We start from the raw sequence: 25,227 nt of genomic DNA on the forward strand, positions 1-25,227 counted from the left end.
CACGAACTGGCCGGCATGGACAGTGGATCGACCCGGTTTCGAACCGGGCACACGAGGCTTGCAAAGCGACACTGGGCACCAGCCCTCGACCCATGCGTACCCGACCGGGGAATCGAACCCCGCACCTCTCGGACCTGAACCGAGCGCCTCTTCCTCTGGGCCAGTCGGGCATGTACTGCGAGCCGCCGGTTGGCCTCGAACCAACCACCTGCGCCTTACGAGGACGCTGCTCTGCCTGATGAGCTACGGCGGCGTGGACCCGGCGGCCGGGCTCGAACCGGCGGCCCTCCGCTACAAGGCGGACGCTCGGTCCATCTGAGCTACGCCGGCGTGGTGCCCTCGGCGCGATTCGAACGCGCACTGTCGGCCTCCTCAAGACCGCGCCTCCTGCCGTTGGGCTACGAGGGCATTGCGCTCCGAGAGGAGGGCTCGAACCTCCAGCCTTCCGATGCAGAATCGGACGTGCTGCCAGATTGCACCATCTCGGAATGGGCCGGCGAGCCGCGGTCTCGCCGGCGGGGAGGGTCGACGCTGCACGGTGCTCGACCAGGTGGAGACCTGCGGCCGGAGCAGCAGGTCCATGCCGGCCTCGGCGAGGGTGAGGTCCGCCTTGCGCTAGTTGCACGAGTAGCACGCGCTGACGGTGTTCTTCCAGGTGTTACGCCCGCCGCGGGAGCGGGGCTGGATGTGGTCGACGGTCGTGGCCGGGGCCAGGCGGTAGCCGCAATGGTGGCCGTCGCGCCGGAGCACGCCGGACTTGGACCAGCTGGGCCGCTCGTCCTCGTGGATCTCGGCGACCTGGCGTATGAGCCTCCTGCCTTTGGGCTACCGAGGCGAGAACCGCAGGTTGCGGCGTCGAGTACCGGATCGACCTGACCGAGAAGAGCCGGAGCAGCTTCGAGGAGCATCTCGCCCCGTTCGTTGATGCCGCCCGCAGGGCCTGGCAGGGGGCAGGCCCTGCGGCCCCTGGGGCGATGAAGTCCCAGAACGCCGAGCGGGACCGTCGACGGATCATCCGGGAGTGGTGGACGAAGAACGAGAAGCTCGTCGGCCAGAAGGCCACCGAGCGCGGACGCATCCCCGCCACCGTGATCGACGCGTACCGGCAGCACGAGACGCTGGTCAGTCCTGCCACGAGCAGGTCATCCGGCGTGATTCCAGCGGCGACGGGCTCCGCGCCTGGGGTGTGAGCTCCGGGAGCAGGAATCGAACCTACGTTTGTACCGGGATTCAAAGTCCCGTCGCCCCTGCCAGCAGAGCAGCCCGGAATGGTTGAGCGGTCGGCGGGCACCGACCCCGCTTCTTCGGTTTGGAAGACCGACGTGTCCGCCGAGTTCACCACGACCGCATGGCATTTTCCTGCGTAGGCCGTACGGGATTCGAACCCGCAACCTTCTGGCTGAGAACCAGGTGAGCTGCCAATTGCTCCAACGGCCCATGGAGCCGACGGGGGCTGGGTTGTGCGCCCGGGCACTTCCCCCGCCAACGTGCTCTCCCCCGACTTGAACGGAGCCCTCGGGGACTTCACTCCTGTGCGCTACCAGTTACGCGAAGAGGGCATTGGTACGTGGAGAAGAGGGGACTCGAACCCCTGGCCTCCGCCCTGCCGAGGCGGCGCTCTCCCATCTGAGCTACCTCCCCATGGTCCGGGACCGGGGTGTCGAACCCCGTGTCTCCTGCTCCCAAAGCAGGCGGGTTGCCGTCTCCCTCGTCCCGGAGGGTCTTGCCCCCGGCCGGCCCGTGTGGGCGCCGGCCGGGGTCTTGCTATGCCATCCACTGTGGAGTTGAGAATTTGCAACGTCGCCGGCCGCGGCCAGGACGAAAAGCAGGGGCGACAGGACTTGAACCTGCAACCTTCGGTTTTGGAGACCGGTGCTCTACCAGTTGAGCTGCGCCCCTTGGAACTTGTACGAGTAACGAAAAAGCCGCCCTATCCCTGTCGGGGTGGGCGGCTTCGCAGCTTGCGCTGACGCTATTCGCGCCGCCACCCCGGCTTCCAGTTCTGCTCGCTCGCGCACAGATCGTGGGCTCGCCCGATCGACGGCAGCACGACACCGCCGCGCGGCATGAACCGCGTGGTTTCGGTGGAGGCGTACTGCAACACGGGGAACTCCTTGGGTTGGTCCGGTTGACCTTGCTCATTAAAGGTAGGCGCGGGGTCCGACATTGGCAATGGATATTTCGAGGCACATTCATGTCCTTCGCCAGTGGCCGCCGTCAGTCGAGGTAGGCGTCCTGCGCCTGCGGCAGCCTTCAGGTCAGGATCGCGGGCGCTGCTCACGACGGCGGCGATGGCTTCGGCCACTAGGCGGCGGAGTCGGGCGCGCGGAGCACGGCTACCTGCTCAACTGCAGCCGCACGACCTGGCCATGTCTCGGGTTTCTCTGCCGCTGCGGAGCAGGCAGAGTTCGGTTCAGGAAGAGCTGATCGGCAGTCTCGATGAGGCCCCGGAGTTCGCGAGCCCGCGCTGCGCTGATCCACCCTGGGCAAGGGTTCTTCCGGGCAATGGCGGTCGGCAGCGACCGAAGTGGCTTCTCAGGCGACTGCGGTGGCCATCCGCCGTACCGCCTCGGTGATCAGCTCCGGTGCGGTGGCCAGATTCAGCCGGACGTGGCCGGCGCCGCCGGTGCCGAAGGCCGAACCGGAGTTGAGCGCCACCCGGCCACGGTCGAGGAACACGGCGGCGGGGTCGTCGCCGAGGCCCAGGGCGCGGCAGTCGAGCCAGGCGAGATAGGTGGCCTGACCGGGGTGGTAACGGATGGCCGGCAGGTGCTCGGCAAGCAGCGCGGCGAGGAGCCGACGGTTGTCGTCCAGGCCGGTCAACAAGGCGTCGAGCCACTCGCCGCCGTCGCGGAAGGCGGCGGTGTGGGCGATCACGCCGAGGTGGCTGGTGCTGACGCTGACCTCGAACGGAACGCGGGCGAGGTCTGCGGCCGCGTCCGGGCCGGCGATGAGGAGCGCACCGCGCAGGCCGGCCAGGTTCCACCCCTTGGAGGCGGACATCAGCGACAGGCCGTTCTCCGCGCCGGGCACCGAGAGGTAGGGCACAAAGCGCACTCCCCCGGCCACCACCGGAGCGTGGATCTCGTCGGCGACCACCCGCACCCCGTGCTGCTCGGCCAGACTGGCGACGGCGGCCAACTCGTCGGCGGTGTGCAGGACGCCGGTCGGGTTGTGCGGGCTGCACAGCAGGTACGCCGCTGGCCGCCCACCGGCCCGAGCCTGCCGGAACGCGTCCTCCAGTGTGCCGAGGTCGATCCGCAGGTCCTCGCCGAGCGGCGCCTCCACGATCCGGCGGTCGGCGTGCGTTACGAACTCGTAGAACGGCGGGTAGACCGGGCAGTTGACGATCACCGCGTCGCCCGGCTCGGTGACCAGCCGCAGCGCCTCGACCACGCCGTGCATCACGTCGGGTATCAGCGCGGTGCGCTCCACGGCCAGCCCGTCCCATCCCCACCGCCGCCGGGCGAACTCCGCCAGCGCCTGCGGGTACGCCGTGCCGGCGGTGTAGCCGGTGTCGCCGCGCGCGACGGCGTCGGTGATCGCCTGCGCGACCGGCTCGGCCAGCGGCACGTCCATCTCCGCCACCCAGAGCGGCAGCACGTCATCCGGGTACTCCCGCCACTTGAGGCTCGTCCGTTGCCGGAGCTGGTCGATCGTGAGCTGGCGAAGGGGATTCACTGCGGCACCACGAAGCACAGCGCTCATCGATGAACCCTAGTCCACTCCCTGCCACCTCGCGATCACGGCCGAGGGACGGTCGGCATGTGAGTCAGGTGCGCAGCCGCGTACAAGTGATCCTGCGCAGCGGTGAGGATTTGGCGGTGCCGTTCGGGATGACGCTCGACAGCGGGGCTGTGCGGTGGCGCGGTCGCGGCCGTGTTGGTCAGGTGATGTCTCGGCGCATGGGGATGAGGACGGCGATGGCGCAGGCACCTATGGCGTACGCGGTGAGGAGGAGTGCGCCGGCTGCTGGCGGTAGGAGTTGGACAGTGGTGTTGCCGAGTTGTGCAGACATGGCGTCGGCGAGGTAGGTGAAGTCGGTGAGGGCGGCGGTGGCGCCGCCGGGCAGGATCGGATAGAGCGTGTTGACGCCGGGAATCAGCATGAGCAGTGTTTCGCCCATGTAGAGGTAGCCGATCACGACGCACAGGGCTGCGACCTGGTTGCGGATAAGGGCGCCTATGCCGACGCCGATGATCAGATACACCACCATGGCGGCGGCGATGCGGGCGAGCAGCGCGAGCAGGGTGTGGGCGGGCAGGCCGAGTGGGACTTGGCGGGCGGCGGCGACGGTGAACACGGCTGCGGCGGCAGTGCCGGAGAGGATGAGGCCGTAGGCGAGCCCGGCGACCGTGTAGGTGGCGAGTTTGGCGGCGAGTACCTGCCAGCGGCGCGGTGCGACCAGGAATGTGACGGCGGCGGTGCGGTGCCGGTATTCGGAGGTGACCGCGAGGGTTCCGGCGGCAGCCGGGACGAATGCGGTGTAGCCGAGGATGCCGAGGATGGAGCGGACGCCGGTTTCGGTGTCCAGTCCGGGCATGGGTGGGTCGAAGTTTTCCGGGCCGATCAGCGCCATGCCGCCGAGCATGCCGCCACCGATCAGGGCGGCGACGACTAAGGCGTGTTTCAAAAGTGGAGTCTGATCGAAGTCACCGCGTGGCGGTGATCGACAGCTGAAGAGGTCTCCGGTAACTGGTTCTGCGACCAAGCAAGAACTTCATACCGGAGACCTCGTGCCCAGCGTAGCGGTGACGAGGCGGCATGACCTGACCGACGGGCAGTGGGCTGTTCTGGCTCCGTTGCTGCCTGCCGCGCCGAGGACGGGTCGTCCGCCGAAGTGGAAGAAACGACAGCTCATTGACGGGATCCGGTGGCGGATCCGGATCGGTGCCCCGTGGCGTGACGTCCCGTCCGAGTACGCGCCCTGGCCCACCGTCTACGGCCTGTTCCGCCGCTGGCAGCGTGACGGAACCTGGGACAAGATCCTGTCCGCGCTGCAAGCCGCTGGCGACGCGACCGGCCGGATCGGTTGGACGGTGAGCGTGGACTCGATGACCAGCCGCGCCCACCAGCACGCCGCCGGAGCCCGCACCGACGGGCATCTGCAGAAGGAGCCGCCCGGCGGGGTGCACGACGAGCCGGCCGATCACGCGCTGGGCCGATCGCGCGGCGGGCTGACCACCAAGACTCATCTGGCCTGCGAGCAGGGACAGAAGGTCCTCTCCCTGATCGTGACCGCCGGGCACCGTGGTGACAGCCCGCAGTTCATCCCCGTCCTGCGCCGCATCCATGTGACCCGCCTCGGCGTGGGTCGACCCCGCACCTGCCCCGACCTGGTCTTGGCCGACAAGGCCTACACCAGCCGCGGCAACCGCAGTCATCTGCGCTCACGCGGGATCCAGGCCTGCATCCCCAGCAAGACCGACCAGGACGCCCATCGCAAGGCCAAAGGCTCCAAGGGTGGCCGCCCACCCGCGTTCGACAAGGACCTCTACCGGCTACGCCACGCCGTGGAGAACGGCATCAACCGGCTCAAACGCCACCGCGGCGTCGCCACCCGCTACGACAAGCTGGCAGTCCGCTTCCAAGCCGTTCTCACCATCACGATCATCACCGAGTGGCTCTGACCGGCTTATGAAACACGCCTTAGGAGTCCGCCCCACATGCGGGTGGCTAGGGCGTGTCCTGCCGATCATGGAAGCCAGATGATGGCGGCGATGAGGACGAGGCTGGCGCGGTAGAGAGATGCGCGTTTGGCGTAGCGGGTGGCCAGGTCACGCCATTGCTTGAACCGGTTGAAGCAGCGTTCCACGACGTTGCGCTTGCGGTAGATCGCCTTGTCGAAGGCTGGTGGCCGCCCGCCGTTGCTGCCCTTGGCGGCGCGGCGGGCGACCTGGTCGGATCGTTCGGGGATGACGTGCCGGATCCCGCGGTGACGCAACGCTCGGCGGGTCGAGTCGTGCGCGTAGCCCTTGTCCGCGATCAGCACCTCGGGACGTTTGCGGGGTCGACCCGGTCCGGGCTCGTTGACGCAGATCGCGTCCAGCAACGCCAACAGTTGAGGGTTGTCGCCGGCCTGGCCGGGAGTGAGCAGGATCGACAGCGGCCTGCCGCGTCCGTCGACGGCGAGGTGAATCTTCGTGCTCAGCCCGCCGCGGGATCGGCCGATGGCCTCGCCATCTTGCGTACCAGGCGTCGCCGCACGTGTTGCGGAGCCCCCTTTTTGCGGGCGCCAGCGGCATGCTGGTGCGCCCGCACGATCGACGAGTCCACGCTGATCGTCCACTGCACCGGTGTCCCGTCGTCATGCACCTGTGCCGCCGCGAGGATCCGATCCCACGTCCCGTCGGCCGTCCAGCGCCGCAGCCGCTCATGGCAGGTCTTCCACGGCCCATACCGTTCGGGCAGGTCACGCCACGGCGCACCGGTCCGCAGCTTCCACAAGATCCCGTTAACGACCTGACGGTGATCGCGCCACCGCCCCCGCGCACCGCCCGGCTCCGGCAGCAGCGGCGCGATCACCGCCCACGCTTCATCGGTCAACTCACCACGACGCACCACCGGCACATCGTCAACGATCAACCACTACAAGATCGGCAGGACACGCCCTAGTAGCCTGCGGAACTCGGCTTTGATCAGGAGAGTCATGGGGTGGCCGCCTTGTCGGTGGTCGGCGTGTCGGTGGTCAGGTGGAGGAAGAGTTGTTCGAGGCTGGTGTTCTCGGTGACCAGTTCGTGTACGCGCAGGCGGTGCGCGGCGGCGAGGTCGGCGACGCCCGGCGCGTTCAACCCGTGTATCCGCAGCCTGCCGGGTCCGACCGTTTCGACCCGTGGCGTGGTGCCGCTGTTGGCACGGCTGGCCTTCAGGGTCGCGGCGAGGGCCTCGGCGTCGGGTGAGGTGACCAGCACGGCTGGCGGGCCGGCGAGTTGGGACCACGGTCCGGCCGCGACGAGTTCGCCGCGGCGGATCACCACCACGCTGTCGACGAGCTGCTGGATCTCGCTGAGCGCGTGGCTGGAGACCAGGACGGTGCGCCCTTCCTCGGCCAGCCGGCGCAGCAGGGCCCGTAGCCAGGACATGCCTTCCGGGTCAAGACCGTTGCTGGGTTCGTCGAGCAGCAAGACTCGGGGGTCGCCGAGCAGCGCGGTGGCCAGGTTGAGCCGTTGCCGCATGCCGGTGGAGAACCCGCGGGTACGCCGGTCGGCGGCCTCGGTCAGGCCGAGCAGGTCCAGCAGCTCGGTGACGCGGTTGTCTGGGTGGCCGCCCATGGCGGCGTAAACGCGTAGGTGGTCGCGGGCGGTGTGGCCGGGGTGGAACGCATTGGCGTCGAACACCGCCCCCACGGTGTTCGAGGGCCGGGCCAGCCGGCGGTAGGGCTGCCCGCCGATGGTGGCGGTACCACTGGTAGGCGTCACGAGGCCGGTCAGCATCCGCATCGTGGTGGTCTTACCGGCGCCGTTCGGGCCGAGGAACCCGGTGACTACACCCGGTGCGACGGTGAAACTGAGGTCGCGGACCGCGGTGACCTCGCCGTACCGCTTCGTCAGGTGCGCCACCTCGATCGTCAGGCGGGCGCCGTTCATCCGCGGGCCGCCATCGCACGCCCGATCGCGTCCGCCAGGTGCGGCGCGGCCGGGCTGGAGAGCACGACCTCGTCGAACGCACCGCCGGCCGTCCGGTCCAGGATCAGGTGCAACCCGGGCTCGCCGCGGCGGGCCGCGACGAGCTGCCGGGGACCGCCGAACAGGCCCCAAATGCCGATCTTGACGACACCGGACACCGCGAGCCCGCGCCGGCCGCCGCGGGCCAGGCGCAGCGGATCGTCGACCGAGGTGGCCTGCCGCACCACGGCGACGGGCAGCACGAGCCGTTCCTGCCCGATCCACAGTCGCTCCCAGCTGGTGAATCCGATGTCGATCACATCGCCGGCAACCATGACCGAAGCCATCAGTCGTCCCCCTTCGTCGTCCCCGAGTTGTCCACGGTCTCGGCTGTTGGCGTGTTGTCGCTCGTGGCGGCCGGCTGGTCGGCTGGCATCAGGATCGTCGCCAGCAACCGCGGTATTCGCCCTCCACCGGGCTCGTTGGCCAGCAGCGGGCCGACCAGCGCGTTGAGGTCGGCGGCGAACTGGCCCAGCTCGGCGTCGGTCAGCTGCAGCACGAGCTGGTGGTAGCCGACGCCGTCGGCGGCGAAATCGATCCGCTCCCGGGCCAGGTAGCGGGAGAACTCCGACAGCAGGCTCGACACGAACGCCGTGAAGTAGCGAGCGTGGTCCTCGGCCGTGGCTGTGGCCAGTGCCGCCGGGTCCAGCGTGGCACCGTGCGCCGGTAGCGCGTAGACCCGTTCGACGGCGCCGCGTACCTTGCGCTCCTCGACCACGTCCAGCAGCCCGGCCTTGACCAGCGTCGCCAGGTGCCGGTACAGCGTCGCCTGCGCAATGTCCGGCAACAGTTCAACGAGGTCACGCGTGGTCAGCTGGGCAGCTGCGACCGCGCGCAGGATCCGGATCCGGACCGGGTGCAGCGCCAGCTCGGCCCACCGCTCACTTGGCATCTCCACGCCGCAACGTTATCACTATCGAGAATGATAACGGTAGACCTAGCAACCGCCGACCTTCGTGGGCCTTCCGGGAGTTCGAGGCCGCGTCTCCGACCCCTTTGGACACCGCGCTTCGCCGCACGTACGGGCACGCGTCCGGCACAAGCGGGAGCAGGTGATCTCCTCAGCCCGGCCAGAGAGCGGATGCTGTCACCGCTCGGCAACACGGAACAAAAGCTCAGGAGGGCTAGCCGAGGTGGCGGTCCCACGATCCTCCAACGCGAGCCCGACTCGCGCTGTGGCCGGGGGCAAGGTCGAGGACCTCGATCAGCGTCGGATCTTCCTCGATCGAGTGGTAAAGGTGCCCGATCTTGCCGCTACTGCCAGCATCGGTGGTGCCGATGAGCTGCCAGATCCCGTCGTCAGCGTCGTTCGCTACGAACAGGACAGGCTCGCGACGCTCAAAGACTTCCAAGGTCTGGATGCAGTGGGTGCCCAGCAGCCAGTGCCGCATCCACCGCGCCCGACGGTCGCGCTCCATTACCTGGTCGGCAACCCACCAGACAAAAGGTAGATCTTCGTGCGCACGAGCCTGGTCCGCCGTCAGACTTGGGCCACCCTGTGGTACCTGCTCGAACGGCTCGTCGGTCAGGGAGAAGGCGTGGCCGTCCTCGTGCTGGAAATCACGGCGTGAAACGTGCCCCCGCCGGGATTACCGACACCAATCCCGATCGTTAGCGCAGCGACGCGTGGGTCCGCGCCGGTCGTCCAACCAAATGCGTACGAGGCGAGTTCACCCTGGGGACCAACGAACTCGCCGAAGGCGCGGCGGTCCATGCCCGCGACCTCGGCGCTCGGCAGCTCGACGAGCGCGCCCTCCACAACCTCAACATCCACTGGGCCAACCTAACCGAACGCGAGAAGGGCCGGCTTATGCCGTACCGCTTCGCAGATCACCGCAGGCCACCTGAGCCGGCGGCGGGTCGGAGGGCTCCCGGCCGGGGCGACGCCCCGGCCTCCGTGGGAGGCCGGGGCGGTCGAGGTAGGGCCTTGTAGCGTCAGCCGACGGTGGTTGCCCGGGTCGACTCGGGGGCGGCGAACGCCTCGCTGCGCGGGGTCCGGAAGGCGTGCACCAGGCCGGCGAACGAAAGCAGCAGGAGCAGCGCGGCGCCGAGGTACATGACGGTGGCAGCCTGTCCGGCCTTCACCCCCATTTCGCTGAAGCCGTACGAGGTGAGCAGTAGACCGCGCAGCGTCTCACCCTTGAACACGGTCTCGCGCTGGCCGCTGACCTCGGCGAGCTGCTTCTGCAGGTCGGCCAGGGCCGGGTCGTTGGTCTGCTGAGCCGTGGCGACCTGCTCGCGTAGCTGGCTCTGCGGCTCGCCCAGGTCGGCGTAGGTCTTACCGCCAGCCATGTTCTTCAGGTGCAACCCGATGTACTCGTTGGCGTAGCACTCGGCCTGCTTGCCGGTGGTGAGCTTTTTCCCCGCGTTCTCGACCAGGCACTCGGCCTTCTTCTCTTCCTCGTCGAGCTGGGCGGCCGGCGTGAACGTGATGTTCTGCGCGCCTAGCTGGTCGCGTACATAGTTGCTGGCGAAGGTGGCGTTCGACGTCAGGACGATGCCGACGACGAGCAGCAGGACTGCGAGGCCCAGCCCACCGATGCTGAACAGAAGGTCGAGGGTCCTGCGCTTCATGGGAGTCTCCGAGGGATGTTGACGGCTGATTCGGTAACCATCACGTTGTCAGCTTCCCCGCCCCACCCGGCAGGGCCGTCCCCCCTTAACCGGCGGGACCTTCGGCCCCCCCGGCGGCCCGGGTCCACCGGCGCAGGAGCGGTGTCGACAAGGGACTCGGCCTCCCGGAAGGTGATGGCAGAAGGGCCCTCAGGTGGCAGATGGCGTCAGGTTGGCTCGGCCAGGAGGCGACGCAGCGCGGTCGGCGTGTGGCCCAGGTGTTCGCGGACGGTGCGGCACAGGTGTGCCTGGTCGGCGAAGCCGAGGTCCGCGGCGAGCGTGGCGAGGCTGGACTCCCCGCCCTCCAGCCGGTCCAGCGCTCGGCCGAGGCGGACCCGATTTCGGTAGCGGGTCAGCGACACCCCCAGCTCCCGAGTGAACGCCCGACTCAACCGGTACGGCGAGACCCCCAGCAACTCGGCGAGCGGGAACAGTCCGTTCGCGGCCGGGTCGCCCTCGCCGATGACGGCGCGCGCCGCCGCCACGAGCGCGTGATCGGCCTTGGCGGGACTCGCACCCATGGGCGTCGGGCCGGTGACGACCTGCTCGACGACGCGGCTGAGCAGGTCCATCAGTCGCTCCGTGAGCGCGTAGTCAAGGTCCCCGGCGCCGGCGGCGGTGAGGACCCGACGGTGGGTGAGGTCAAGCCGAGGGTCGACATAAACGACCGGCCTGGTTACCCGCGCCGCGTCACCTGCCAGGGCACGCCACAGCGCCGGTGTCAGCCTCACCGACGTACACACGTCTCCCCCCGCGGGATGGGCGAAATGCTCCTCGTCCCCTGGCAGGCCAACGTATGCGAGGGTCGGATCAACCTCCGCGGGGACACCGGCGATCCTCCTGCGGAATCGGCCACGGCGAACCAGCACCACCCGGTAGCCGTCCTGCGACTCGACCTCCGACCACCCCTTGTGGTCGTCGCGACAGGTCACCGCCGTCACCGTGAAGTCGGGCCGGGCAGCGAGAACACGGAACGAGCGCACGCCTCGAAGCTACGCCCGAGGTCCGACAACCAACGCAAGGATCTTCAAGACGGCACGCGCCGCGGCGGGCAGGCTGCTCCATGAGTCCATACGAGTTCAAGGAGTAGTCGACATGCCCGCATTGGCTGAGTTCACCACGGTCATCCTTGACTGTGCCGACCCAGGCCCGCTCGCCGATTTCTACCGAGCGGTGACCGGCTGGGAGGTCACCTACCGCGACGAGGACTGCGTCCAGCTGGGCAACGGCGGCCAGATCCAGCTCGGTCTCCAGCGAGTCGACGGCTACCGGCCCTCGGGCTGGCCCGACGTGGCCAAGCACGCCCACCTCGACTTCAAGGTCATCGACGTGGGGCACGCGGTCAAGGAGCTGCTCGCGATCGGTGCGACCATGCCCAAGTTCCAGCCTGGCGGGGACGAGTGGGTGGTGCTCGCCGATCCACAAGGGCATCTCTTCTGCCTCATCGGCAGCAACTGACCGTCCCTGGCTGCCGCTACAGCTCTAGCAGAATCGGAGACCGAGCAATGGCTTCCATCCGCAAGGAAATCATCATCGAGTCCAGCGCCGACGAGGTTTGGAACGTGATCCGCGATTTCAGTGCCGGACCGTCGCGCATGGCGCCCGGCTTCGTCGTCGACACCCGCATCGAGGCAGCCAGTCGGGTCGTCACCTTCGCTGATGGCACGGTGGCCCGCGAGCGTCTCGTCTCGATCGATGACGTGGCTCGTCGGACCGTCTACTCGGTCGTCGGTGACACGATCCGCCCGACCCACGACAACGCCTCCATGCAGGTCTTCGACCAGGGCGAAGCCCACAGCCGGCTTGTCTGGATTCACGACGTCCTGCCCGACGACCTCGCCACATCACTCGACGCCGCCATGGAGCAAGGCATGACCGTCATCAAGCAGACGCTGGAGTCTGAAGCCGCGCACGCCTAACGACCTCGTGCATGGTTGTGGGTGCTGGGTGGGATGATCTTCGGATGGTTCGGTCCACTGTGGTGTCTCATCGTCGTGTGACGGGCTTGTCCGTGGAGGTCCTCGCCGAGCTGGTGGCCGAGTTGGGTCCGGTGTGGCAGGACCGGCAGCAGGCCCGGTTGACTGCCCGGACCCGGCGGCGGGCGGTGGGTGCCGGTGCCCGCTACCGGCTGGTCTTCGTTGACCGGCTGCTGGCCACCCTGGTCTGCCTGCGCCACGGCGTGACCCACGATGTGCTGGCGGCGTGGTTCGGGGTGGACCGCTCCACGATCAGCCGTGCGGTGGGCGAGATCCGACCGCTGCTGGCCGAGCGGGGCTGCCGGGTGCCAGGCGGCGTGCGACTGCGCACCCTGGCCGACGTGGTCGCCTACCTGGATCATGTGCGGGCGGCGGCGTTGATGGACGCCACCGAGATCCGCGTCCGCCGTCCCAATGCCGGCCGGGCCGGACGACAGCGGTTCGTGTCCGGGAAGTCGCGCACCAACGCGATCAAGGCCCTGGTCCTCAGCGACACACACGGGCGGTTGTTGTTCTGCGGCGCCACCGCGCGCGGCAGCACCGCCGACATCACTCAAGCTCGCCAGGCCGGTCTGACGCACTGGCTGGACCACACCGTCGGGGTGCGCATCCTCGCCGACGCCGGCTATCAGGGCCTGGGCGCCCAGACAGGCGGCCAGGTGATCACCCCGACACTGCGGCACCACAAGAAAGCCCTGGAACGCCTGCCTGGCATCGCCGAACTACGCCAAGCCCAGCGCCGCGAACACGCCCGCCGCCGGGTGCGCGTCGAGCACGCCATCGCCCACCTGAAGAACTGGCGCAGCCTGACCCGCCACCTCGGCCGCCGCGACAGCCTCGACACCACCATCCGCGCCGTCGCCGGCCTGCTGTCCGACCACCAACACACCGACCGCGGCAAACCCATCGCCGCCATCACCGCCGGCCCCGCCGTGTGAACCCTTACCCGAGGCCGAGGGCACTCCCACACTGCGGACAACCATGCACGAAGTCGTTAGGAGCAGCGGTCGTGTATCACAGCGTGCAAGCGGGCACCTTCCTCGCTACCCGGCTGGGCGCGTGGAGCGCTGTGGATCACGGCGGCGGCCGTGGAGTACGCGGGGATCGCACTCGGCTTCCCCACGCCGCGGCTGGGCCGCAGCGGCGAGCGCCGACTCGAGGTCGTGGTCTCCGAAGAACACGTGGCCGAGCGGTTGCGGCAGTTCTTCATCGTCGCGCTCGGCGAGCCGATCGTGGTGACCGGACTGGCATTCGCAAACGGCGCGTTCGGCGCTGACCGCAGCGCCGCGACCCTCCTCGCGTTCGTCACCACGGCACTGCTGTGGCGCATCTACATCCACCGCGCCGGAGCACTGATAGCGGAGACCATCGCAGCGGCCCCCAACCGACTCCGCGTTGGTGTCCTGACGCTCTACTCCCACGTGATCATGATCGCCGGCATCGTCACCATCGCCGTCGGCGACGAACTCGTCATCACCCACCCGCTCGGACACCCGGACCCGGCCTGGATCGCCGTCATCCTCGGCGGACCCGCCCTGTTCCTCGCCGGACGAGCCATCTTCGACTACGCGGTGTTCGGCCGCGTGTCCGCCCCCCGCGTGATCGGCGCACTCGCCCTGGTCGCCCTCACCCCAGCGATGAAGCCGGTGCCGCCGCTCGCGGTAGCCACCACCGCCGCCCTCATCCTGGCCGGCGTCGCCGTAGCCGACGCGGTCCGCACTCGAAGACTCCCAGCCGAGCCGCCGTCACCATCCCGTTAGACGATCGCGGGCGGGCGGACGATCTAGCGGCCAACTGTGCCCGGTGCGACCGCAACGGCTCGGGGCCGTCAGAACGGAAGGGGGCACTGCGGCTGGGCAGCGGTTCCTGCTGCGCGACCGGGATAGGAGGTTCACCGAGGTCTTCGACACGGTGTTCACCGCCGAGGGCATCGAGGTGATCGGGACTCCGCCGCAGGCACCCCGGGCGAATCTTCACCGGCGTGGTGGATCTCGCTCGACGAGGGTTTCGAGCGGCGCGCGACACGGTGCCGGTGCAGCGTCCATGAGTTGATCGAGGGTCATCGCGGCGTTGATCAGCGCAAGGTGACTGAAGGCTTGGGGAAAGTTGCCGAGCTGCTCGCCGGTCGCTCCGATCTCCTCCGCGAAAAGACCGAGGCGGGTGCTGTAGGTGAGCATCTTCTCGAAGATGATCAGCGCGTCGTTGACACGTCCCGAGCGAGCCAGCGATTCGACGTACCAGAAGGTGCACATGCTGAAGGTGCCTTCGTTGCCGGCCAGGCCGTCGGGCGATGCGGTCGGGTTGTACCGGTAAACGAGGCTGCCGGAAACGAGCTCGTCGTCCATCGCCCGCAGCGTGGACCGCCACATCGGGTCGTCGGCCGCGATGAACCCCACGCCCGGCATGACGAGCAGCGCCGCATCCAGGACGTCGCTGCCGTAGTGCTGCACAAACGCCCCGCGTGTGCGGTGGTATCCCCGGTTCATGATCTGGCGGTACATCCGGCCGCGCTCGGTGGTCCAGCGGTCGATGTCGGCGGGTACCCCATACCGCTGAGCGAGGCGGATGGCTCGGTCGGCAGCCACCCAGGACATGAGGCGGCCGAAGGTGAAGTCCTGGCAGCCGCCCCGGGTCTCCCAGATCCCTTCATCGGGTCTGTCCCAGTGCTCGCAGAGCCAGTCGATGAGCTTCACGGTGTTGAGCCACGCCTCATAGGAGCTGCGCAGTCCAGAGGCGTCCGCGAAGTGGATGGCGCTCAGCGCTTCGCCGTAAATGTCGAGCTGGAGCTGGTCGGCAGCGGCGTTGCCGATCCGCACCGGGCGGGAGCGTCGGTAACCCTCGAGGTGATCGAGCGACTCCTCGTCGAGGTCTGTCGAGCCGTCGACGCGGTACATGGGATGCAGCGGCGTCGCCCGGCCCGCCGCCTCGCAGATCCGATCGTTGAGCCACTGGAGGTAGCGGCGCGCTTCCTCGGTGAAGCCGAGCCCGAGCAGGGCGTAAACCGAAGCCGAGGCGTCACGGATCCAGGCGTACCGGTAGTCCCAGTTCCGCGTCCCGCCGACCTGCTCCGGCAGGCCGGCGGTGGGAGCGGCGATAACAGCACCGGTCGGCGCGTACGTCAGGAGCTTCAGCGTTATGGCGGAGCGCTCCACCGCTTCCCGCCACCGTCCGCGATAGCAGGAGCCGCGGAGCCAGCCTCGCCAAAACTCCCGGGTCTGCTCGTACATCGACCGTATTTCCTCAGGCCCGATGAGGCGGGGTGGCCCGGTCGACCCGGTTTCGACGAGGACTCCGCCGTTGGTACCCTCACGGAGGGTTGCGAAGGCCCGCACCCCGTCGCCGTCGAGTTCGATCTCGATTTCGTCCGGGGGTTGGTCGGCGTATCGGGCCCGATGCACCGCCATGCTGAGCGTCGGGCTGCGGAAGACGGCGCCGTCGGGGTGGAGGTCGACCTCGTGCCGGTCACGCCCATAGTTGAAGCGCGGCTGGCAATTCATCTGGAACCGCAGGGTGCCGCGGACCACGCTGACCATCCGGACGAGGCGATGGCGATCGGTCGCGATATCGCCGGCAACCGGCATGAAGTCGGTGACCTCACCCACGCCGGCGGGAGTCGTGAAACGGGTGATCAGGATGGGTGTCCCCGGCAGGTACAACTGCTTGCTGACGTAGTTGACGCCATCGGGCGCGATACGGAAATGCCCGCCCCTTTTGTGGTCGAGCAGTCCGGCGAACACGCTGGGCGAGTCGAACCGCGGCGCGCAGAACCAGTCAAGGGTGCCGTCGTCCGCGATCAGCGCCGCGGTCTGCAGGTCGCCGATCAAGCCGTGTGACTCAACCAACGGATACGACTCCACTCGCCGACCTCCTCCCAGGACTCCTGCAACTGCTCCTCACCGTAAGTGCTGGCGGAGCTCAGCGACGCACATTGGTCACGACCAGCGCCAGGATCACGGTGCATGTCGTCACGAACAGGCCTCCCAACGACGCCCAAGCTGATCGCTGTTGATGTGTTCCGTCCTGAGACGCTCACGGCCGCACTCGCCGCTCGCGCTCCTCACCCCTCCCTGGTCAAGGATGCCTAGCCCGAGTTTCCAGGGACTGTAAAACGAACGGCTCTGGCGCAGAAACGGTGGTCGACGTGAGTGACCTACGCGAGCAGGATTCGCTGTCGTAGGAGTTCGAAGCCGGCGCGGCCGTACATCTGCCGTTTCAGGAGCTTGACCTTGGTGTTGGCGCCTTCCATGGGACCGTTGCTGTAGGGCAGGGTCAGCCCGGCCACGACGGCCGGCAGGTCCATCCGAAGGCCGTGGACGAAGCCGTGCAGGGCAGGCAGGGCGTCGGCGTCGACAGCGGTCATCCACGCGTCGAGGTCCTCGCCGCGACGGCCGGCGAGCAGATCGGCGAACTCGCCGACCCGCTGGGCCAGCGTGGCCAGGTGTGGGCAGGCGCCGAGCAGATCTTGCAGGTGGCTGTGGTGGTGCGCGGCGAGATTCTCGGGCTTGGTCATGAGCCAGCAGACCAGGCGGCGCGGTGACGGCGGGGCACATTCCGCGTCGGCGCGGCCCTGGTTGAGGTAGCGCACCAGAAGGTTGGCGCTGCCGGCATAGCCCTGTGCGCGGATCTCGGCCAGTAGCCGGGTCACCGGAACCTGAGGGTCTTGGGCACGTCGGCGGCGCACGTGAGCCCGGAACGGGTCGACCAGGGTTTCGCGGTAGCGCGGCGGCCGCTGCAGGTCCTCGGCGGTGGTCGCGCGGGCGTACCGCTTCACCGTATTCAGCGCCCAGCCCAGCCGACGGGCGCAATCCAGTAGCCCGATGCCCTGGTTGAGAAGGGTATGCACGGCCGTGTGCCGTTCGCGGGTGCGCTCATCCAGAGGCCGGTCCGGGCGGGCTGGACTGTCATGCCAGCAGCGGCTGTGCGCGATCACGGTCTTCTCGACCGCCTTGGCCAAGTTGTGCCACAGATGCCACCGGTCGCTGACCTGCACCGCATGCGGTGCGCCGGCGCGGATCGCCTCGGCATACGCGGCGGAGCCGTCGCGGCAGACCACCTCCACCTCCGGGTGCTCCCGCAGCCACGCGGCCAGGGTGGCTGCCTTGCGGTCCGGCAACACGTCGACGCGGCGGTGGGTGACCGCGTCGATCAGCAAGGTCGCATACCGTCGGCCACGTCGCAACGCGAAGTCATCCACGCTCAGCACCGCTGGCGCCGGCCCCGCTGGGGTGGGCATGGCCATCAAGACCCGCAGCACCGTGGACCGCGAGATCCGAATACCCAGCCGGGCCAGCACGGCTGCTCCGGCACGACCGGCCACGACCACCGCCAGGTCACCGATCAACCCGCCCAACTGGCAGGTCCGCCTCGCCCACCGACACGCCAGCGCGGGAACCTGTTCCCGGAACGCGCGCCGTGGACAGGACGCATTCGGGCAGCGCAGCCGCCGGACTTGCAAGTCGATGATCACGGCTCGACCGCCGACGGGCAGGTCAGCTAGCCGGCGCTGGTGATAGGCGTGCACCCGCTCGCTCGGCTGACCGCACTGCGGGCACGCCACCACCGTCCCCGGTGTCCGGGCGCGCACCCGCAGGACCAGCCCCTGCTCCACCACCTCGTCGATGACCAGCGAAGACAACTGAGGGAACAATGCCTTGATCAGGTTGCAGTCACACCGGCGTCAGCCTTCCGCACCACGACAGGCTACTGAGGACGGACCCACCACCGTTTCTGCGCCAGAGCCAAACGAACGGTGTAACTCCTGATCAAGGAGCAGCACCTGATGACGGATATCTTGATCACCGAGGTCGATACTGACCAGGTGGCGAAGCGTGGGCCGGCGCGGCCGGCGGGAGACGGGGTCGACGATCAGCTCGTCGCCCAGGTGGTGGAGAAGGCCCGGGCGGCGGGCCTGCAGCTCACCGGGGAGGGTGGGCTGCTGCAGCAGCTGACCAAGCGGGTCCTGGAAGCCGCTCTGGACGGTGAGATCACCGATCACCTGGGCTATGACAAGGGTGAGTTCCCGAACTCTGCTTCGGACTGGGAGCGGTAGGCGGCCACCACGTCGGCGAGAGGCCAGGTGTCGCGGTTGGTGAACAGGATCCGCTTGTCTCCATCAAACCCGGGGCTTGACACAGGTCCACCCGTTTCTGCTTCGCTTTGCCCCGTTGGGCGATCGGCGCCCGATCATTGGTCGAGTCGATATAGGTGGCGAAGTTGGTCATGTCCAGGGCCACGCTGGCCAGGTCCAGGCCGTACCGGTCGATCATCCCGCCGTAGATCTGGGTCTCGATCGTGCGCAGGTCGTCCACGGTCGGTTCATCGCGTCCCAGAACCGGCGGTGGTCCAACGCCTGCTCGTCCACCTTCACCCAGCGCGGTGCGGCGGTGGTGGCCCACCAGTCAGCGAAGGCCCGCTTCGAGCACGGATCAACGACGCGGTTCAGCGTGGCCAACGCCAGGTAGGTGCCCACCGACGCGCCCGCGTTGGCATACCGGGGCACGACATCGTCGATCAGGCCGACCACGTCGAGATCGTCCAGAACAGACCACACCGCGGCCACGTCCCCGAACCGCTTGTGCTGGCTGCGTACCGGCTGCCCGCCCTGATCGCCGGACAGCTTGGCCATCACTTCCTCGCTGGTGCCCAGATACCGCTGCGAAACGATGCGCGGCTTGCCGTCGACACGGGCGGACTCCACCAGGTAGTAGTAGGTCTGCTTCCCGCGACGCTTACCCACGATCGACGGCATATATGGGTAATACAGCCCCGATGCTGAAAGCCCAGCACCGAGGCACTTTCCAGGCATGGCGATCATGAAAGGGTGGAAACTCGGGCTGGCTGGCGGAGGCTCACATCTCGAGACTGATCTGTCGTGGAAGTCCCGAGACCGGATGTCTGGGCCTCCATTTCGTGATTGAGTGTCAGCAGCGACGGGTGTGTCTTTGAGCCTGCCCGAAATGCCAAGCGGACTGCGGCTCGACCTCCTCGACATCGAAGCCTCGTGCCCAACCTGGGTCGGAGCAGTGGACGGTGGTGACGTGCGGATCGCGGTGGCACTCGGCGCAGGCGGGGCGCGCGGCTATGCGCACATCGGGGTGATCCAGGTCCTTGAGGAGCGTGGGTTCGACATCGTTGCGATCGCTGGCTCTTCCATGGGCGCCCTCGTCGGGGGGCTGTACGCAGCCGGCAAGCTCGACGCCTACGCCGAGTGGGTGCACACCATCGGCCAACGCGACGTGCTGCACCTGCTCGATCCGGCCGTCGGCGCGCCCGGCGCGTTCCGGGCCGAGAAGCTCATGGCCCGGGTCAGGGAACTGCTCGACGGCGCACGGATCGAACAGCTGCCCGTGCCCTTCACTGCGGTAGCGACCGACCTGCGGGCCGGCCGAGCCGTGTGGTTTCAGCACGGCCCGGTGGACGTCGCGGTGCGCGCCTCCATCGCTTTGCCACCCGCCATCACGCCGGTCATGATCAACGGCCGGCTCCTCGCCGACGGTGGCCTGATGGAGCCGCTGCCGATGGCACCGACCACCTTCATGCCGGCCGATGCGATCGTCGCCGTGTCCCTCAAGGCTGCCGGCGCCGACACCCTCACTAGGGCAGCCGTCCGGGAATCGGCCGACCCGCCGGGACAAGGGGGGCGGGACCACCCGCGGGGCCCCGCCGGATCCGTTGACCGGGTGATCTCCCGCGGCGGCGTGACTGGTGACGGCAGTGCGGCGGCGGACGCCTCCGCGGAAACCAACACCACCGGCGATGGGCCACTTGGCCAACTCCCCGCCGACCTGCGCGTATCCGACGTCATGAGCCTGTCATTGGAGGCCGTACGGGATCTTCTCATCCGCTACCAGCTGGCCGGCTACCCACCGGACCTGTTGATCGAGATACCGACCAACGCTGTCCGCACGTACGACTACCACCGCGCGATCGAGATGGTCGAAGTCGGCCGGCGGGCAGCGCTCGACGCCCTCGCGTCAAGCCCGTTCGCCTGACGGCGCCCCCAGAGATCGAGACCACTCCGTCTGGTTTCGTTTGTTTCGCAGCGGGTAACCGCGCCCGGTGAGCGACGCCGACGACCGGTCTATGGCCCGCCGGGCGCTGATCGTCATCGCGCTGGTCCTCGCCACTGTGGTCGGGTTGGCGTTGGTCTGGGAGACCCGGCGGGTGCTGATCTGGGTGGTGCTCGCCGCGTTCTTCGCGGTGGCCCTGAATCCGCTGGTGGATCGGGTGCAGCGGCGGCTCATTCGGCGTCGGGCGGCGGCCACGCTGGTCGTGTTCCTGGCCAGCTTCGTGGCTCTCGCCGCGCTCGGCGTGCTCATCGTGGTGCCCCTGCTGGACGAGCTGGCCCGCTTCGCCGACCGGGCGCCGGACCTGGTGCGCGAGGCGCGGGCCGGGCGTGGGCCGGTCGGTGAGCTGCTGGAGCGGTTCCACCTGCGGCAGCACGCCGACCAGTTCCAGCGCTTCGGCGGCCAACTCGGCCAGTCGACGGTCGGGCTGGTCCGTGGGACGGTTCAGGGCGTCGCCGGAGTGTTGACGGTGGTGGTGCTGGCGTACCTGATGGTGGTGCAAGCCCCGCGGATCACCGCCGGGACGCTGGCCCTGGCCGGTGGCGCCCGGGAGGAGCGGCTGCGCCGCATCGGCCGGGAGTCGGCGCGCACCATCACCGGCTACCTGAGCGGCAACCTGGTGATCAGCCTGATCTGCGGCCTGCTGACCTTCGTGGTGCTCGCGCTCACCGGCGTGCCGTTCGCCGCCGTGATCGCGCTGTTAGTCGCCATCGCCGACCTGATCCCGCTGGTGGGGGCGACCCTCGGCGCGATCGTCGCGGGCGGCGCCGGCTTCCTGCACTCCCCCACCGCCGGGGTGGTCGTACTGGTCTTCTTCGTGGTCTACCAGCAGGTCGAGAACCACCTGCTGCAACCGGTCATCATGTCCCACGCGGTCCGACTGAACCCGCTGACCGTGCTGGTCAGCGTGCTGATCGCCGCCGAGCTGGGCGGCCTCGTCGGAGCCCTGCTGGCCATCCCGGCCGCCGGCATCGCGCAGATCCTGCTGCGGGAGTTCGTCCCCGCCGGCCGGCAGGCCGCCTCCGTGCCAGCGGATTCCGGCCCCGGAGACCGCACGGGGGGGACTTGAACGTCTGAGCGGCCTCGGTCAGGGTGGCCCGGACCAGCCGGCGGGCGACCACCCGGGGGACGACGGGACGGCCGGCAGCCAGCACTCCGGTCACCGGGACCGGCCACCGGGCGGCGGATGACCGGGCTGACCGGCGGCGTGCCGCCACCTCAAGCGCGCGCCCGCCCGGTCCAGGTGGAGCGCCCCACTGGACGTACGACCTGGACCGGGCGGGCGTGGTCTGGCTGCCTTCGGTGTACGGCGGGTGGCCCGGGAATCTGCGGGCTTCCCGGAGCCGCCCGGGTTCAAGGGCGGGTAGCCCTTGCCGCCGGAGGCGGGATCCGGGTCGTAGGGCCGGAGGCCCTACCCGCCGGAGGCACCGCCCTTGCTGGCTGGACCCGGTACCCGCTGCGCGGCCCGGCTGCCGTAGCGGCCGCGTCCCGCCGAGTGGATGGGCAGGAAGGGCTGGCCCCATGCAGTAGTCGTTGTGCCCGGCGTCTATGTCGGCAACGTTCGAGGCCCAACGGCATGGTACGACTACCGTGAAGGCGGGCAGAAAAGGCAGAAACGGGCGACCGATGACCACGGGTAGGGCGAGCAAGCTGCTACGAAGACCCGAGCAGGGGCGGGCGGGATTCCTGGAACTGTTCTTGGACCTGGTCTTCGTCCTGGCGTTCTTCCGGCTCTCGCAGCAACTGCTGGAGCATCTGAGCTGGACTGGCGCGTTCCAGACACTGGTGTTGCTGTCCGCCGTGTTGTTTGTCTGGATCGCTGCGACGAGGTTTACGGACACGTTCGACCCGCGACATCCGCTGATCCAGCTGCTGGTCATGTCGATCATGTTCGGCACCCTCGTGCTGGCGGCTGCGGCGCCCGAGGCGTTCGGCCGGCGGGGCCTGGTCTTCGCAGGTGTGTACGTCGTCGTCCGGCTTGGTATCTTCGCTGTCGCGATCCTTCTGTTACGGGGCCACGAGGGGCAGCGCAACGCGGTGCGGCTACTGTTCTGGGTCAGCATGACCACGGTGCTCTGGATCGCGGGGGCTTTCCTGCCCGGCTGGGTGCGGGGAGCGCTGTGGATCACGGCGGCGGCCGTGGAGTACGTGGGGATCGCACTCGGCTTCCCCACGCCGCGGCTGGGCCGCAGCGGCGAGCGCCGACTCGAGGTCGTGGTCTCCGAAGAACACGTGGCCGAGCGGTTGCGGCAGTTCTTCATCGTCGCGCTCGGCGAGCCGATCGTGGTGACCGGACTGGCATTCGCAAACGGCGCGTTCGGCGCTGACCGCAGCGCCGCGACCCTCCTCGCGTTCGTCACCACGGCACTGCTGTGGCGCATCTACATCCACCGCGCCGGAGCACTGATAGCGGAGACCATCGCAGCGGCCCCCAACCGACTCCGCGTTGGTGTCCTGACGCTCTACTCCCACGTGATCATGATCGCCGGCATCGTCACCATCGCCGTCGGCGACGAACTCGTCATCACCCACCCGCTCGGACACCCGGACCCGGCCTGGATCGCCGTCATCCTCGGCGGACCCGCCCTGTTCCTCGCCGGACGAGCCATCTTCGACTACGCGGTGTTCGGCCGCGTGTCCGCCCCCCGCGTGATCGGCGCACTCGCCCTGGTCGCCCTCACCCCAGCGATGAAGCCGGTGCCGCCGCTCGCGGTAGCCACCACCGCCGCCCTCATCCTGGCCGGCGTCGCCGTAGCCGACGCGGTCCGCACTCGAAAACTCCCATCGGAGCGGCCTTCACCACCCCGTTAGACGATCGCGGGCGGGCAAACGGTCTACGGCCACCTGTGCCCGGCACGACCGCAACGGCTCGGGGCCCTCACCGCGGACGTGACGTGAGCGGGGTCGCAACGCCCAGAAGCTGCCCGGCTTCGCCGAGCGGGTAGCCATGGGAGCGGACGCAACCGAATCGCCTCGACAGGAAGCTCGACAGGGAGAACGGGTCGCAGGTTTGCCAGGGCCGGGCGGGGTAACCCTCGCCATGGCTGCTGACAGGGGAGGCCTGTCTCGCCCCAACACCGCTACCGGGCACGCCAAGGACTTGGCGGCGAAGGTCCGGCGTCGCGGTGGTGAGGCAGGCCGGCTGAGGCTGCGGCTGTTCACGATCATCCTGTTCGTCGCAGCTCAATGTGGGCTTGCCGCGACGTTGTCCTGGGGGCTGGCGCACGACGTCCTGGGTCGCCCCGCACCGATCTTCGCGCCCAGCGCGGCCGTCGGCACGATCGTCGCCGCCCTCGGGCAGCGCGCCCTACGTACCGCCGAGCTGATGCTCGGCGTGGGGCTGGGCCTACTTGTCAGTGATCTTCTCATCCGCTCTCTCGGGTTCGGGCCCTGGCAGATCGGCCTGGTGGTGATGCTGGCCATCGCCGTCGCCCTGTTGATGACCGGGCGCAGCGGTGCGCTGGTCGCTCAGTCGGGCAGTACCGCCGTGCTGATCGCCACGATCTCCCAGGTGGAGCAGGGCCTCGAATGGGCCCGGATTATTGACGCCGGAGTGGGTGGCGCCGTCGGGCTGGCGGTGGTGGCGTTGCTGCTACCGATCAACCCGATGCGCATTCTCGACCGCGCCACCGCACCGGTCGCAGCGACCCTCCACACGCAGCTTCGAGAGGTTGCACACGCACTCGCCCGGCGTGAACCGGACCGCGCCATACGGGCGCTGGACCAGCTGAGCGCAATGGAACCCGATCTCGGCCGGATGCACGAAGCCCTGGGTGGCGCCGAGGAGGTGACGACCATTGCGCCGGCGCGCTGGCGACGCCGGATCGATGTCGAGCACTACCGGCGCGGCATCCAGCACATCGATCGGGTGATCCTCGGGTGCCGGGCGCTGGCCCGCTGGGCCGCGACCACGCTGCAGCACGACGAGCCGGTGCCGGAGGAACTCCCCGGCGCCGTGGATAGGCTCGCCGAGGCGATCCAGTTGCTGAGGCGGGAGGCGCGGGCGGGTGGGCCGTTCGACCAGACCCGCAACGCAGCGTTGGACGGGGCGCGCCTGGCCGGCCAGGCGTACCACACGGGCCTCCAGCCGTTCTCGGACGCCATGGTGATCCAGCTGCGCACCATGGCGAGTGACCTGCTCCGCGCGACCGGGTATGAGCCGGAGGCGGCCAACCGGATGGTGCGCGAGGCGGCCACTGCCTAGGAGCAGCCGGTGGCCCGCTCAGGCGGATGGACGTCGGTCTACGGGCGAAGGCCGTCGAGGTCGGGCAGCGGGCGTTGGCAGATCTCGTGGGCCTCGTCGGCCGGTAGGCCGAGCGTGCGCAGCAGGTCCTCGGTGACCTGGTCGGTGGCTGCGGCGTCGTCGCGCTCGGGGTGGTTGTGCAGCAGTTGCCCGAGGACCAGCGCGGCGCCGGCGATGATCACCATCGCCAACTCGGGTTCGCGTACGCTGAACCGCCCGGCACGGACGCCGTCTTCGATGTCGCGCCGGGCTCGCGGCGCGAGTCCCTTGGCGGAACCGGCCAGGGCCAGGCCGTTGCTGAGCAGGACCTTGCTCAGCTCGGGACTCCGGCGATGGAGGCGTCCGGTCAGCCGGAAGCTCTGCGCGAAGACGTGGGCCGGGTCGTCCAGGCCCACGGTCAGCTCGTCGAGCAGGGTGCCGTAACGCTCGAGGGCGTCCTCCACCGCGGCCTGGTAGAGCTGCTCCCTGCTGTCGAAGTGGTTGTAGAACGACCCCATCCCCACGTCCGCGGCCTGGGTGAGCTCGAGGATCGGGACGTTCTGCTTGCCAGCCGCGATGAAGGTCTGGGCGGCACGAACGAGCGCCGATCGGGTGTGCGCCTTCCGCCGTTCCAGGCGGTTCGGGGCGTGCCTGGTCTGTTGCGCCATGCCTACTTGCTCACCTCT

At 68.9% G+C, this 25,227-nt stretch carries 25 protein-coding genes, 11 tRNA genes and 1 pseudogene; 11 read left to right on the forward strand and 26 right to left on the reverse strand.

Going from position 1 to position 25,227, the window contains the following annotated elements:
- Positions 1-97: 97 nt before the first annotated feature.
- The 6 genes from OG470_RS32065 to OG470_RS32090 form a co-directional block, all read right to left on the reverse strand.
- Positions 98-170: transfer RNA gene (locus tag OG470_RS32065), tRNA-Leu, on the reverse strand.
- 10 nt (positions 171-180) lie between these two features.
- Positions 181-253, reverse strand: a tRNA-Thr gene (locus OG470_RS32070).
- 1 nt (position 254) lies between these two features.
- Positions 255-330: transfer RNA gene (locus OG470_RS32075), tRNA-OTHER, on the reverse strand.
- A 1-nt stretch (position 331) separates the two neighbouring features.
- Positions 332-408 (reverse strand) — tRNA-Leu (locus OG470_RS32080).
- Between the two features lie 6 nt (positions 409-414).
- Positions 415-488, reverse strand: a tRNA-Gln gene (locus OG470_RS32085).
- 127 nt (positions 489-615) lie between these two features.
- Entirely contained in the window at positions 616-750 is a 135-nt protein-coding gene (locus OG470_RS32090; protein WP_328418349.1) for an HNH endonuclease, read from the reverse strand.
- 224 nt (positions 751-974) lie between these two features.
- On the opposite strand from OG470_RS32090, the gene OG470_RS32095 reads away from it, so the two are divergent.
- Positions 975-1,190: an Lsr2 family DNA-binding protein gene (locus tag OG470_RS32095; protein ID WP_442931008.1), complete on the forward strand. Its 216-nt coding sequence runs from the start codon at positions 975-977 to the stop codon at positions 1,188-1,190.
- Position 1,191: 1 nt separating this feature from the next.
- Here the strand turns inward: OG470_RS32095 and OG470_RS32100 are convergent.
- The 9 genes from OG470_RS32100 to OG470_RS32140 all read right to left on the reverse strand — a co-directional run bounded on the left by OG470_RS32100 (position 1,192) and on the right by OG470_RS32140 (position 4,633).
- Positions 1,192-1,268 (reverse strand) — tRNA-Gln (locus tag OG470_RS32100).
- A 7-nt stretch (positions 1,269-1,275) separates the two neighbouring features.
- Positions 1,276-1,348: transfer RNA gene (locus OG470_RS32105), tRNA-Gly, on the reverse strand.
- A gap of 16 nt (positions 1,349-1,364) precedes the next feature.
- A tRNA-Glu gene (locus OG470_RS32110) sits at positions 1,365-1,437 on the reverse strand.
- Positions 1,438-1,568: 131 nt separating this feature from the next.
- Positions 1,569-1,641 (reverse strand) — tRNA-Ala (locus OG470_RS32115).
- A gap of 1 nt (position 1,642) precedes the next feature.
- Positions 1,643-1,717, reverse strand: a tRNA-Pro gene (locus OG470_RS32120).
- A gap of 109 nt (positions 1,718-1,826) precedes the next feature.
- Positions 1,827-1,899, reverse strand: a tRNA-Trp gene (locus OG470_RS32125).
- A gap of 73 nt (positions 1,900-1,972) precedes the next feature.
- Positions 1,973-2,104, reverse strand: coding sequence for a hypothetical protein (locus tag OG470_RS32130; protein WP_328418350.1), 132 nt, complete (start codon positions 2,102-2,104; stop codon positions 1,973-1,975).
- A gap of 431 nt (positions 2,105-2,535) precedes the next feature.
- Positions 2,536-3,708: a MalY/PatB family protein gene (locus OG470_RS32135; RefSeq protein WP_328418351.1), complete on the reverse strand. Its 1,173-nt coding sequence runs from the start codon at positions 3,706-3,708 to the stop codon at positions 2,536-2,538.
- 178 nt (positions 3,709-3,886) lie between these two features.
- Entirely contained in the window at positions 3,887-4,633 is a 747-nt protein-coding gene (locus tag OG470_RS32140) for an ABC transporter permease (RefSeq protein ID WP_328418352.1), read from the reverse strand.
- A gap of 118 nt (positions 4,634-4,751) precedes the next feature.
- Between OG470_RS32140 and OG470_RS32145 the strand changes: the two genes are divergently transcribed.
- Complete coding sequence (locus OG470_RS32145; RefSeq protein ID WP_442930932.1) at positions 4,752-5,630, forward strand: IS5 family transposase; 879 nt, start codon at positions 4,752-4,754, stop codon at positions 5,628-5,630.
- A 65-nt stretch (positions 5,631-5,695) separates the two neighbouring features.
- Here the strand turns inward: OG470_RS32145 and OG470_RS32150 are convergent.
- The 7 genes from OG470_RS32150 to OG470_RS32180 all read right to left on the reverse strand — a co-directional run bounded on the left by OG470_RS32150 (position 5,696) and on the right by OG470_RS32180 (position 11,260).
- Positions 5,696-6,561 (reverse strand): IS5 family transposase gene (locus OG470_RS32150; protein ID WP_328426520.1). Its coding sequence is split into 2 segments (ribosomal slippage): positions 5,696-6,228 and positions 6,228-6,561, totalling 867 coding nucleotides; the frame shifts between segments, so codons are not numbered across the junction.
- Between the two features lie 86 nt (positions 6,562-6,647).
- A complete protein-coding gene (locus OG470_RS32155; RefSeq protein WP_328418353.1) occupies positions 6,648-7,586 on the reverse strand; it encodes an ABC transporter ATP-binding protein in 939 nt (312 codons plus the stop codon).
- Positions 7,583-7,951, reverse strand: a complete 369-nt coding sequence (locus OG470_RS32160) for a hypothetical protein (protein ID WP_328418354.1) — start codon at positions 7,949-7,951, stop codon at positions 7,583-7,585. Before OG470_RS32160 ends, OG470_RS32155 begins: the two co-directional genes overlap by 4 nt.
- Positions 7,951-8,556 (reverse strand): helix-turn-helix domain-containing protein, encoded by a 606-nt coding sequence (locus tag OG470_RS32165; protein ID WP_328426716.1) that lies wholly within the window; start codon positions 8,554-8,556, stop codon positions 7,951-7,953. The genes OG470_RS32160 and OG470_RS32165 overlap by 1 nt, the downstream gene beginning before the upstream one ends.
- 232 nt (positions 8,557-8,788) lie before the next feature.
- The gene (locus OG470_RS32170) at positions 8,789-9,055 is read right to left on the reverse strand and encodes a hypothetical protein (protein ID WP_328418355.1); all 267 of its coding nucleotides are present in this window, start codon (positions 9,053-9,055) and stop codon (positions 8,789-8,791) included.
- Positions 9,056-9,599: 544 nt separating this feature from the next.
- Positions 9,600-10,238: a hypothetical protein gene (locus OG470_RS32175; protein ID WP_328418356.1), complete on the reverse strand. Its 639-nt coding sequence runs from the start codon at positions 10,236-10,238 to the stop codon at positions 9,600-9,602.
- Between the two features lie 206 nt (positions 10,239-10,444).
- Positions 10,445-11,260 carry a helix-turn-helix domain-containing protein gene (locus OG470_RS32180; protein WP_328418357.1) on the reverse strand — a complete coding sequence of 272 codons (816 nt, stop codon included), beginning with the start codon at positions 11,258-11,260 and terminating at the stop codon, positions 10,445-10,447.
- A 112-nt stretch (positions 11,261-11,372) separates the two neighbouring features.
- Between OG470_RS32180 and OG470_RS32185 the strand changes: the two genes are divergently transcribed.
- From OG470_RS32185 to OG470_RS32200, 4 genes are all read left to right on the forward strand, one after another.
- Complete coding sequence (locus tag OG470_RS32185; protein WP_328418358.1) at positions 11,373-11,735, forward strand: VOC family protein; 363 nt, start codon at positions 11,373-11,375, stop codon at positions 11,733-11,735.
- Between the two features lie 47 nt (positions 11,736-11,782).
- The gene (locus OG470_RS32190) at positions 11,783-12,196 is read left to right on the forward strand and encodes an SRPBCC family protein (protein WP_328418359.1); all 414 of its coding nucleotides are present in this window, start codon (positions 11,783-11,785) and stop codon (positions 12,194-12,196) included.
- A gap of 77 nt (positions 12,197-12,273) precedes the next feature.
- Positions 12,274-13,191 (forward strand): transposase family protein, encoded by a 918-nt coding sequence (locus OG470_RS32195; RefSeq protein ID WP_328415196.1) that lies wholly within the window; start codon positions 12,274-12,276, stop codon positions 13,189-13,191.
- A 75-nt stretch (positions 13,192-13,266) separates the two neighbouring features.
- Entirely contained in the window at positions 13,267-14,013 is a 747-nt protein-coding gene (locus OG470_RS32200) for a low temperature requirement protein A (RefSeq protein ID WP_328426717.1), read from the forward strand.
- Positions 14,014-14,226: 213 nt separating this feature from the next.
- On the opposite strand, the gene OG470_RS32205 is transcribed toward OG470_RS32200, so the two are convergent.
- Positions 14,227-16,110, reverse strand: coding sequence for a glycoside hydrolase family 15 protein (locus OG470_RS32205; protein WP_328418360.1), 1,884 nt, complete (start codon positions 16,108-16,110; stop codon positions 14,227-14,229).
- A 293-nt stretch (positions 16,111-16,403) separates the two neighbouring features.
- Positions 16,404-17,912, reverse strand: a complete 1,509-nt coding sequence (locus OG470_RS32210; protein WP_442931223.1) for an ISL3 family transposase — start codon at positions 17,910-17,912, stop codon at positions 16,404-16,406.
- Between the two features lie 120 nt (positions 17,913-18,032).
- Here OG470_RS32210 and OG470_RS32215 point away from each other — a divergent pair.
- Positions 18,033-18,269, forward strand: a pseudogene (locus OG470_RS32215) (IS256 family transposase); the annotation flags it as partial.
- Positions 18,270-18,515: 246 nt separating this feature from the next.
- Here OG470_RS32215 and OG470_RS32220 read toward each other — a convergent pair.
- Positions 18,516-19,067, reverse strand: coding sequence for a hypothetical protein (locus OG470_RS32220; RefSeq protein WP_328418362.1), 552 nt, complete (start codon positions 19,065-19,067; stop codon positions 18,516-18,518).
- A gap of 142 nt (positions 19,068-19,209) precedes the next feature.
- Here OG470_RS32220 and OG470_RS32225 point away from each other — a divergent pair, with 142 nt between their 5' ends.
- The 4 genes from OG470_RS32225 to OG470_RS32240 all read left to right on the forward strand — a co-directional run bounded on the left by OG470_RS32225 (position 19,210) and on the right by OG470_RS32240 (position 24,523).
- A complete protein-coding gene (locus tag OG470_RS32225) occupies positions 19,210-20,244 on the forward strand; it encodes a patatin-like phospholipase family protein (protein ID WP_328418363.1) in 1,035 nt (344 codons plus the stop codon).
- 67 nt (positions 20,245-20,311) lie between these two features.
- On the forward strand, positions 20,312-21,388 hold the full coding sequence (locus tag OG470_RS32230) for an AI-2E family transporter (RefSeq protein WP_328418364.1): 1,077 nt from the start codon (positions 20,312-20,314) through the stop codon (positions 21,386-21,388).
- A 557-nt stretch (positions 21,389-21,945) separates the two neighbouring features.
- Complete coding sequence (locus tag OG470_RS32235; protein ID WP_328418365.1) at positions 21,946-23,130, forward strand: low temperature requirement protein A; 1,185 nt, start codon at positions 21,946-21,948, stop codon at positions 23,128-23,130.
- A gap of 229 nt (positions 23,131-23,359) precedes the next feature.
- Positions 23,360-24,523 carry an FUSC family protein gene (locus OG470_RS32240; RefSeq protein WP_328418366.1) on the forward strand — a complete coding sequence of 388 codons (1,164 nt, stop codon included), beginning with the start codon at positions 23,360-23,362 and terminating at the stop codon, positions 24,521-24,523.
- 38 nt (positions 24,524-24,561) lie between these two features.
- Here the strand turns inward: OG470_RS32240 and OG470_RS32245 are convergent, their stop codons facing one another.
- Positions 24,562-25,209: a TetR/AcrR family transcriptional regulator gene (locus OG470_RS32245; RefSeq protein WP_328418367.1), complete on the reverse strand. Its 648-nt coding sequence runs from the start codon at positions 25,207-25,209 to the stop codon at positions 24,562-24,564.
- Between the last annotated feature and the right edge of the window lie 18 nt (positions 25,210-25,227).

This window comes from Micromonospora sp. NBC_00389 (assembly GCF_036059255.1).
Lineage (GTDB): Bacteria > Actinomycetota > Actinomycetes > Mycobacteriales > Micromonosporaceae > Micromonospora.

What these genes read in the sequence shown, in the direction of transcription:
- OG470_RS32235 (WP_328418365.1), top strand. Translation starts at nt 21,946, where the DNA reads ATGACCACGGGTAGGGCGAGCAAGCTGCTACGAAGACCCGAGCAGGGG.
- OG470_RS32155 (WP_328418353.1), bottom strand. Translation starts at nt 7,586, where the DNA reads ATGAACGGCGCCCGCCTGACGATCGAGGTGGCGCACCTGACGAAGCGG.
- OG470_RS32160 (WP_328418354.1), bottom strand. Translation starts at nt 7,951, where the DNA reads ATGGCTTCGGTCATGGTTGCCGGCGATGTGATCGACATCGGATTCACC.
- OG470_RS32245 (WP_328418367.1), bottom strand. Translation starts at nt 25,209, where the DNA reads ATGGCGCAACAGACCAGGCACGCCCCGAACCGCCTGGAACGGCGGAAG.
- OG470_RS32225 (WP_328418363.1), top strand. Translation starts at nt 19,210, where the DNA reads ATGCCAAGCGGACTGCGGCTCGACCTCCTCGACATCGAAGCCTCGTGC.
- OG470_RS32135 (WP_328418351.1), bottom strand. Translation starts at nt 3,708, where the DNA reads ATGAGCGCTGTGCTTCGTGGTGCCGCAGTGAATCCCCTTCGCCAGCTC.
- OG470_RS32240 (WP_328418366.1), top strand. Translation starts at nt 23,360, where the DNA reads ATGGCTGCTGACAGGGGAGGCCTGTCTCGCCCCAACACCGCTACCGGG.
- OG470_RS32185 (WP_328418358.1), top strand. Translation starts at nt 11,373, where the DNA reads ATGCCCGCATTGGCTGAGTTCACCACGGTCATCCTTGACTGTGCCGAC.
- OG470_RS32220 (WP_328418362.1), bottom strand. Translation starts at nt 19,067, where the DNA reads ATGATCGCCATGCCTGGAAAGTGCCTCGGTGCTGGGCTTTCAGCATCG.
- OG470_RS32175 (WP_328418356.1), bottom strand. Translation starts at nt 10,238, where the DNA reads ATGAAGCGCAGGACCCTCGACCTTCTGTTCAGCATCGGTGGGCTGGGC.
- OG470_RS32170 (WP_328418355.1), bottom strand. Translation starts at nt 9,055, where the DNA reads ATGCGGCACTGGCTGCTGGGCACCCACTGCATCCAGACCTTGGAAGTC.
- OG470_RS32190 (WP_328418359.1), top strand. Translation starts at nt 11,783, where the DNA reads ATGGCTTCCATCCGCAAGGAAATCATCATCGAGTCCAGCGCCGACGAG.
- OG470_RS32095 (WP_442931008.1), top strand. Translation starts at nt 975, where the DNA reads ATGAAGTCCCAGAACGCCGAGCGGGACCGTCGACGGATCATCCGGGAG.
- OG470_RS32165 (WP_328426716.1), bottom strand. Translation starts at nt 8,556, where the DNA reads ATGCCAAGTGAGCGGTGGGCCGAGCTGGCGCTGCACCCGGTCCGGATC.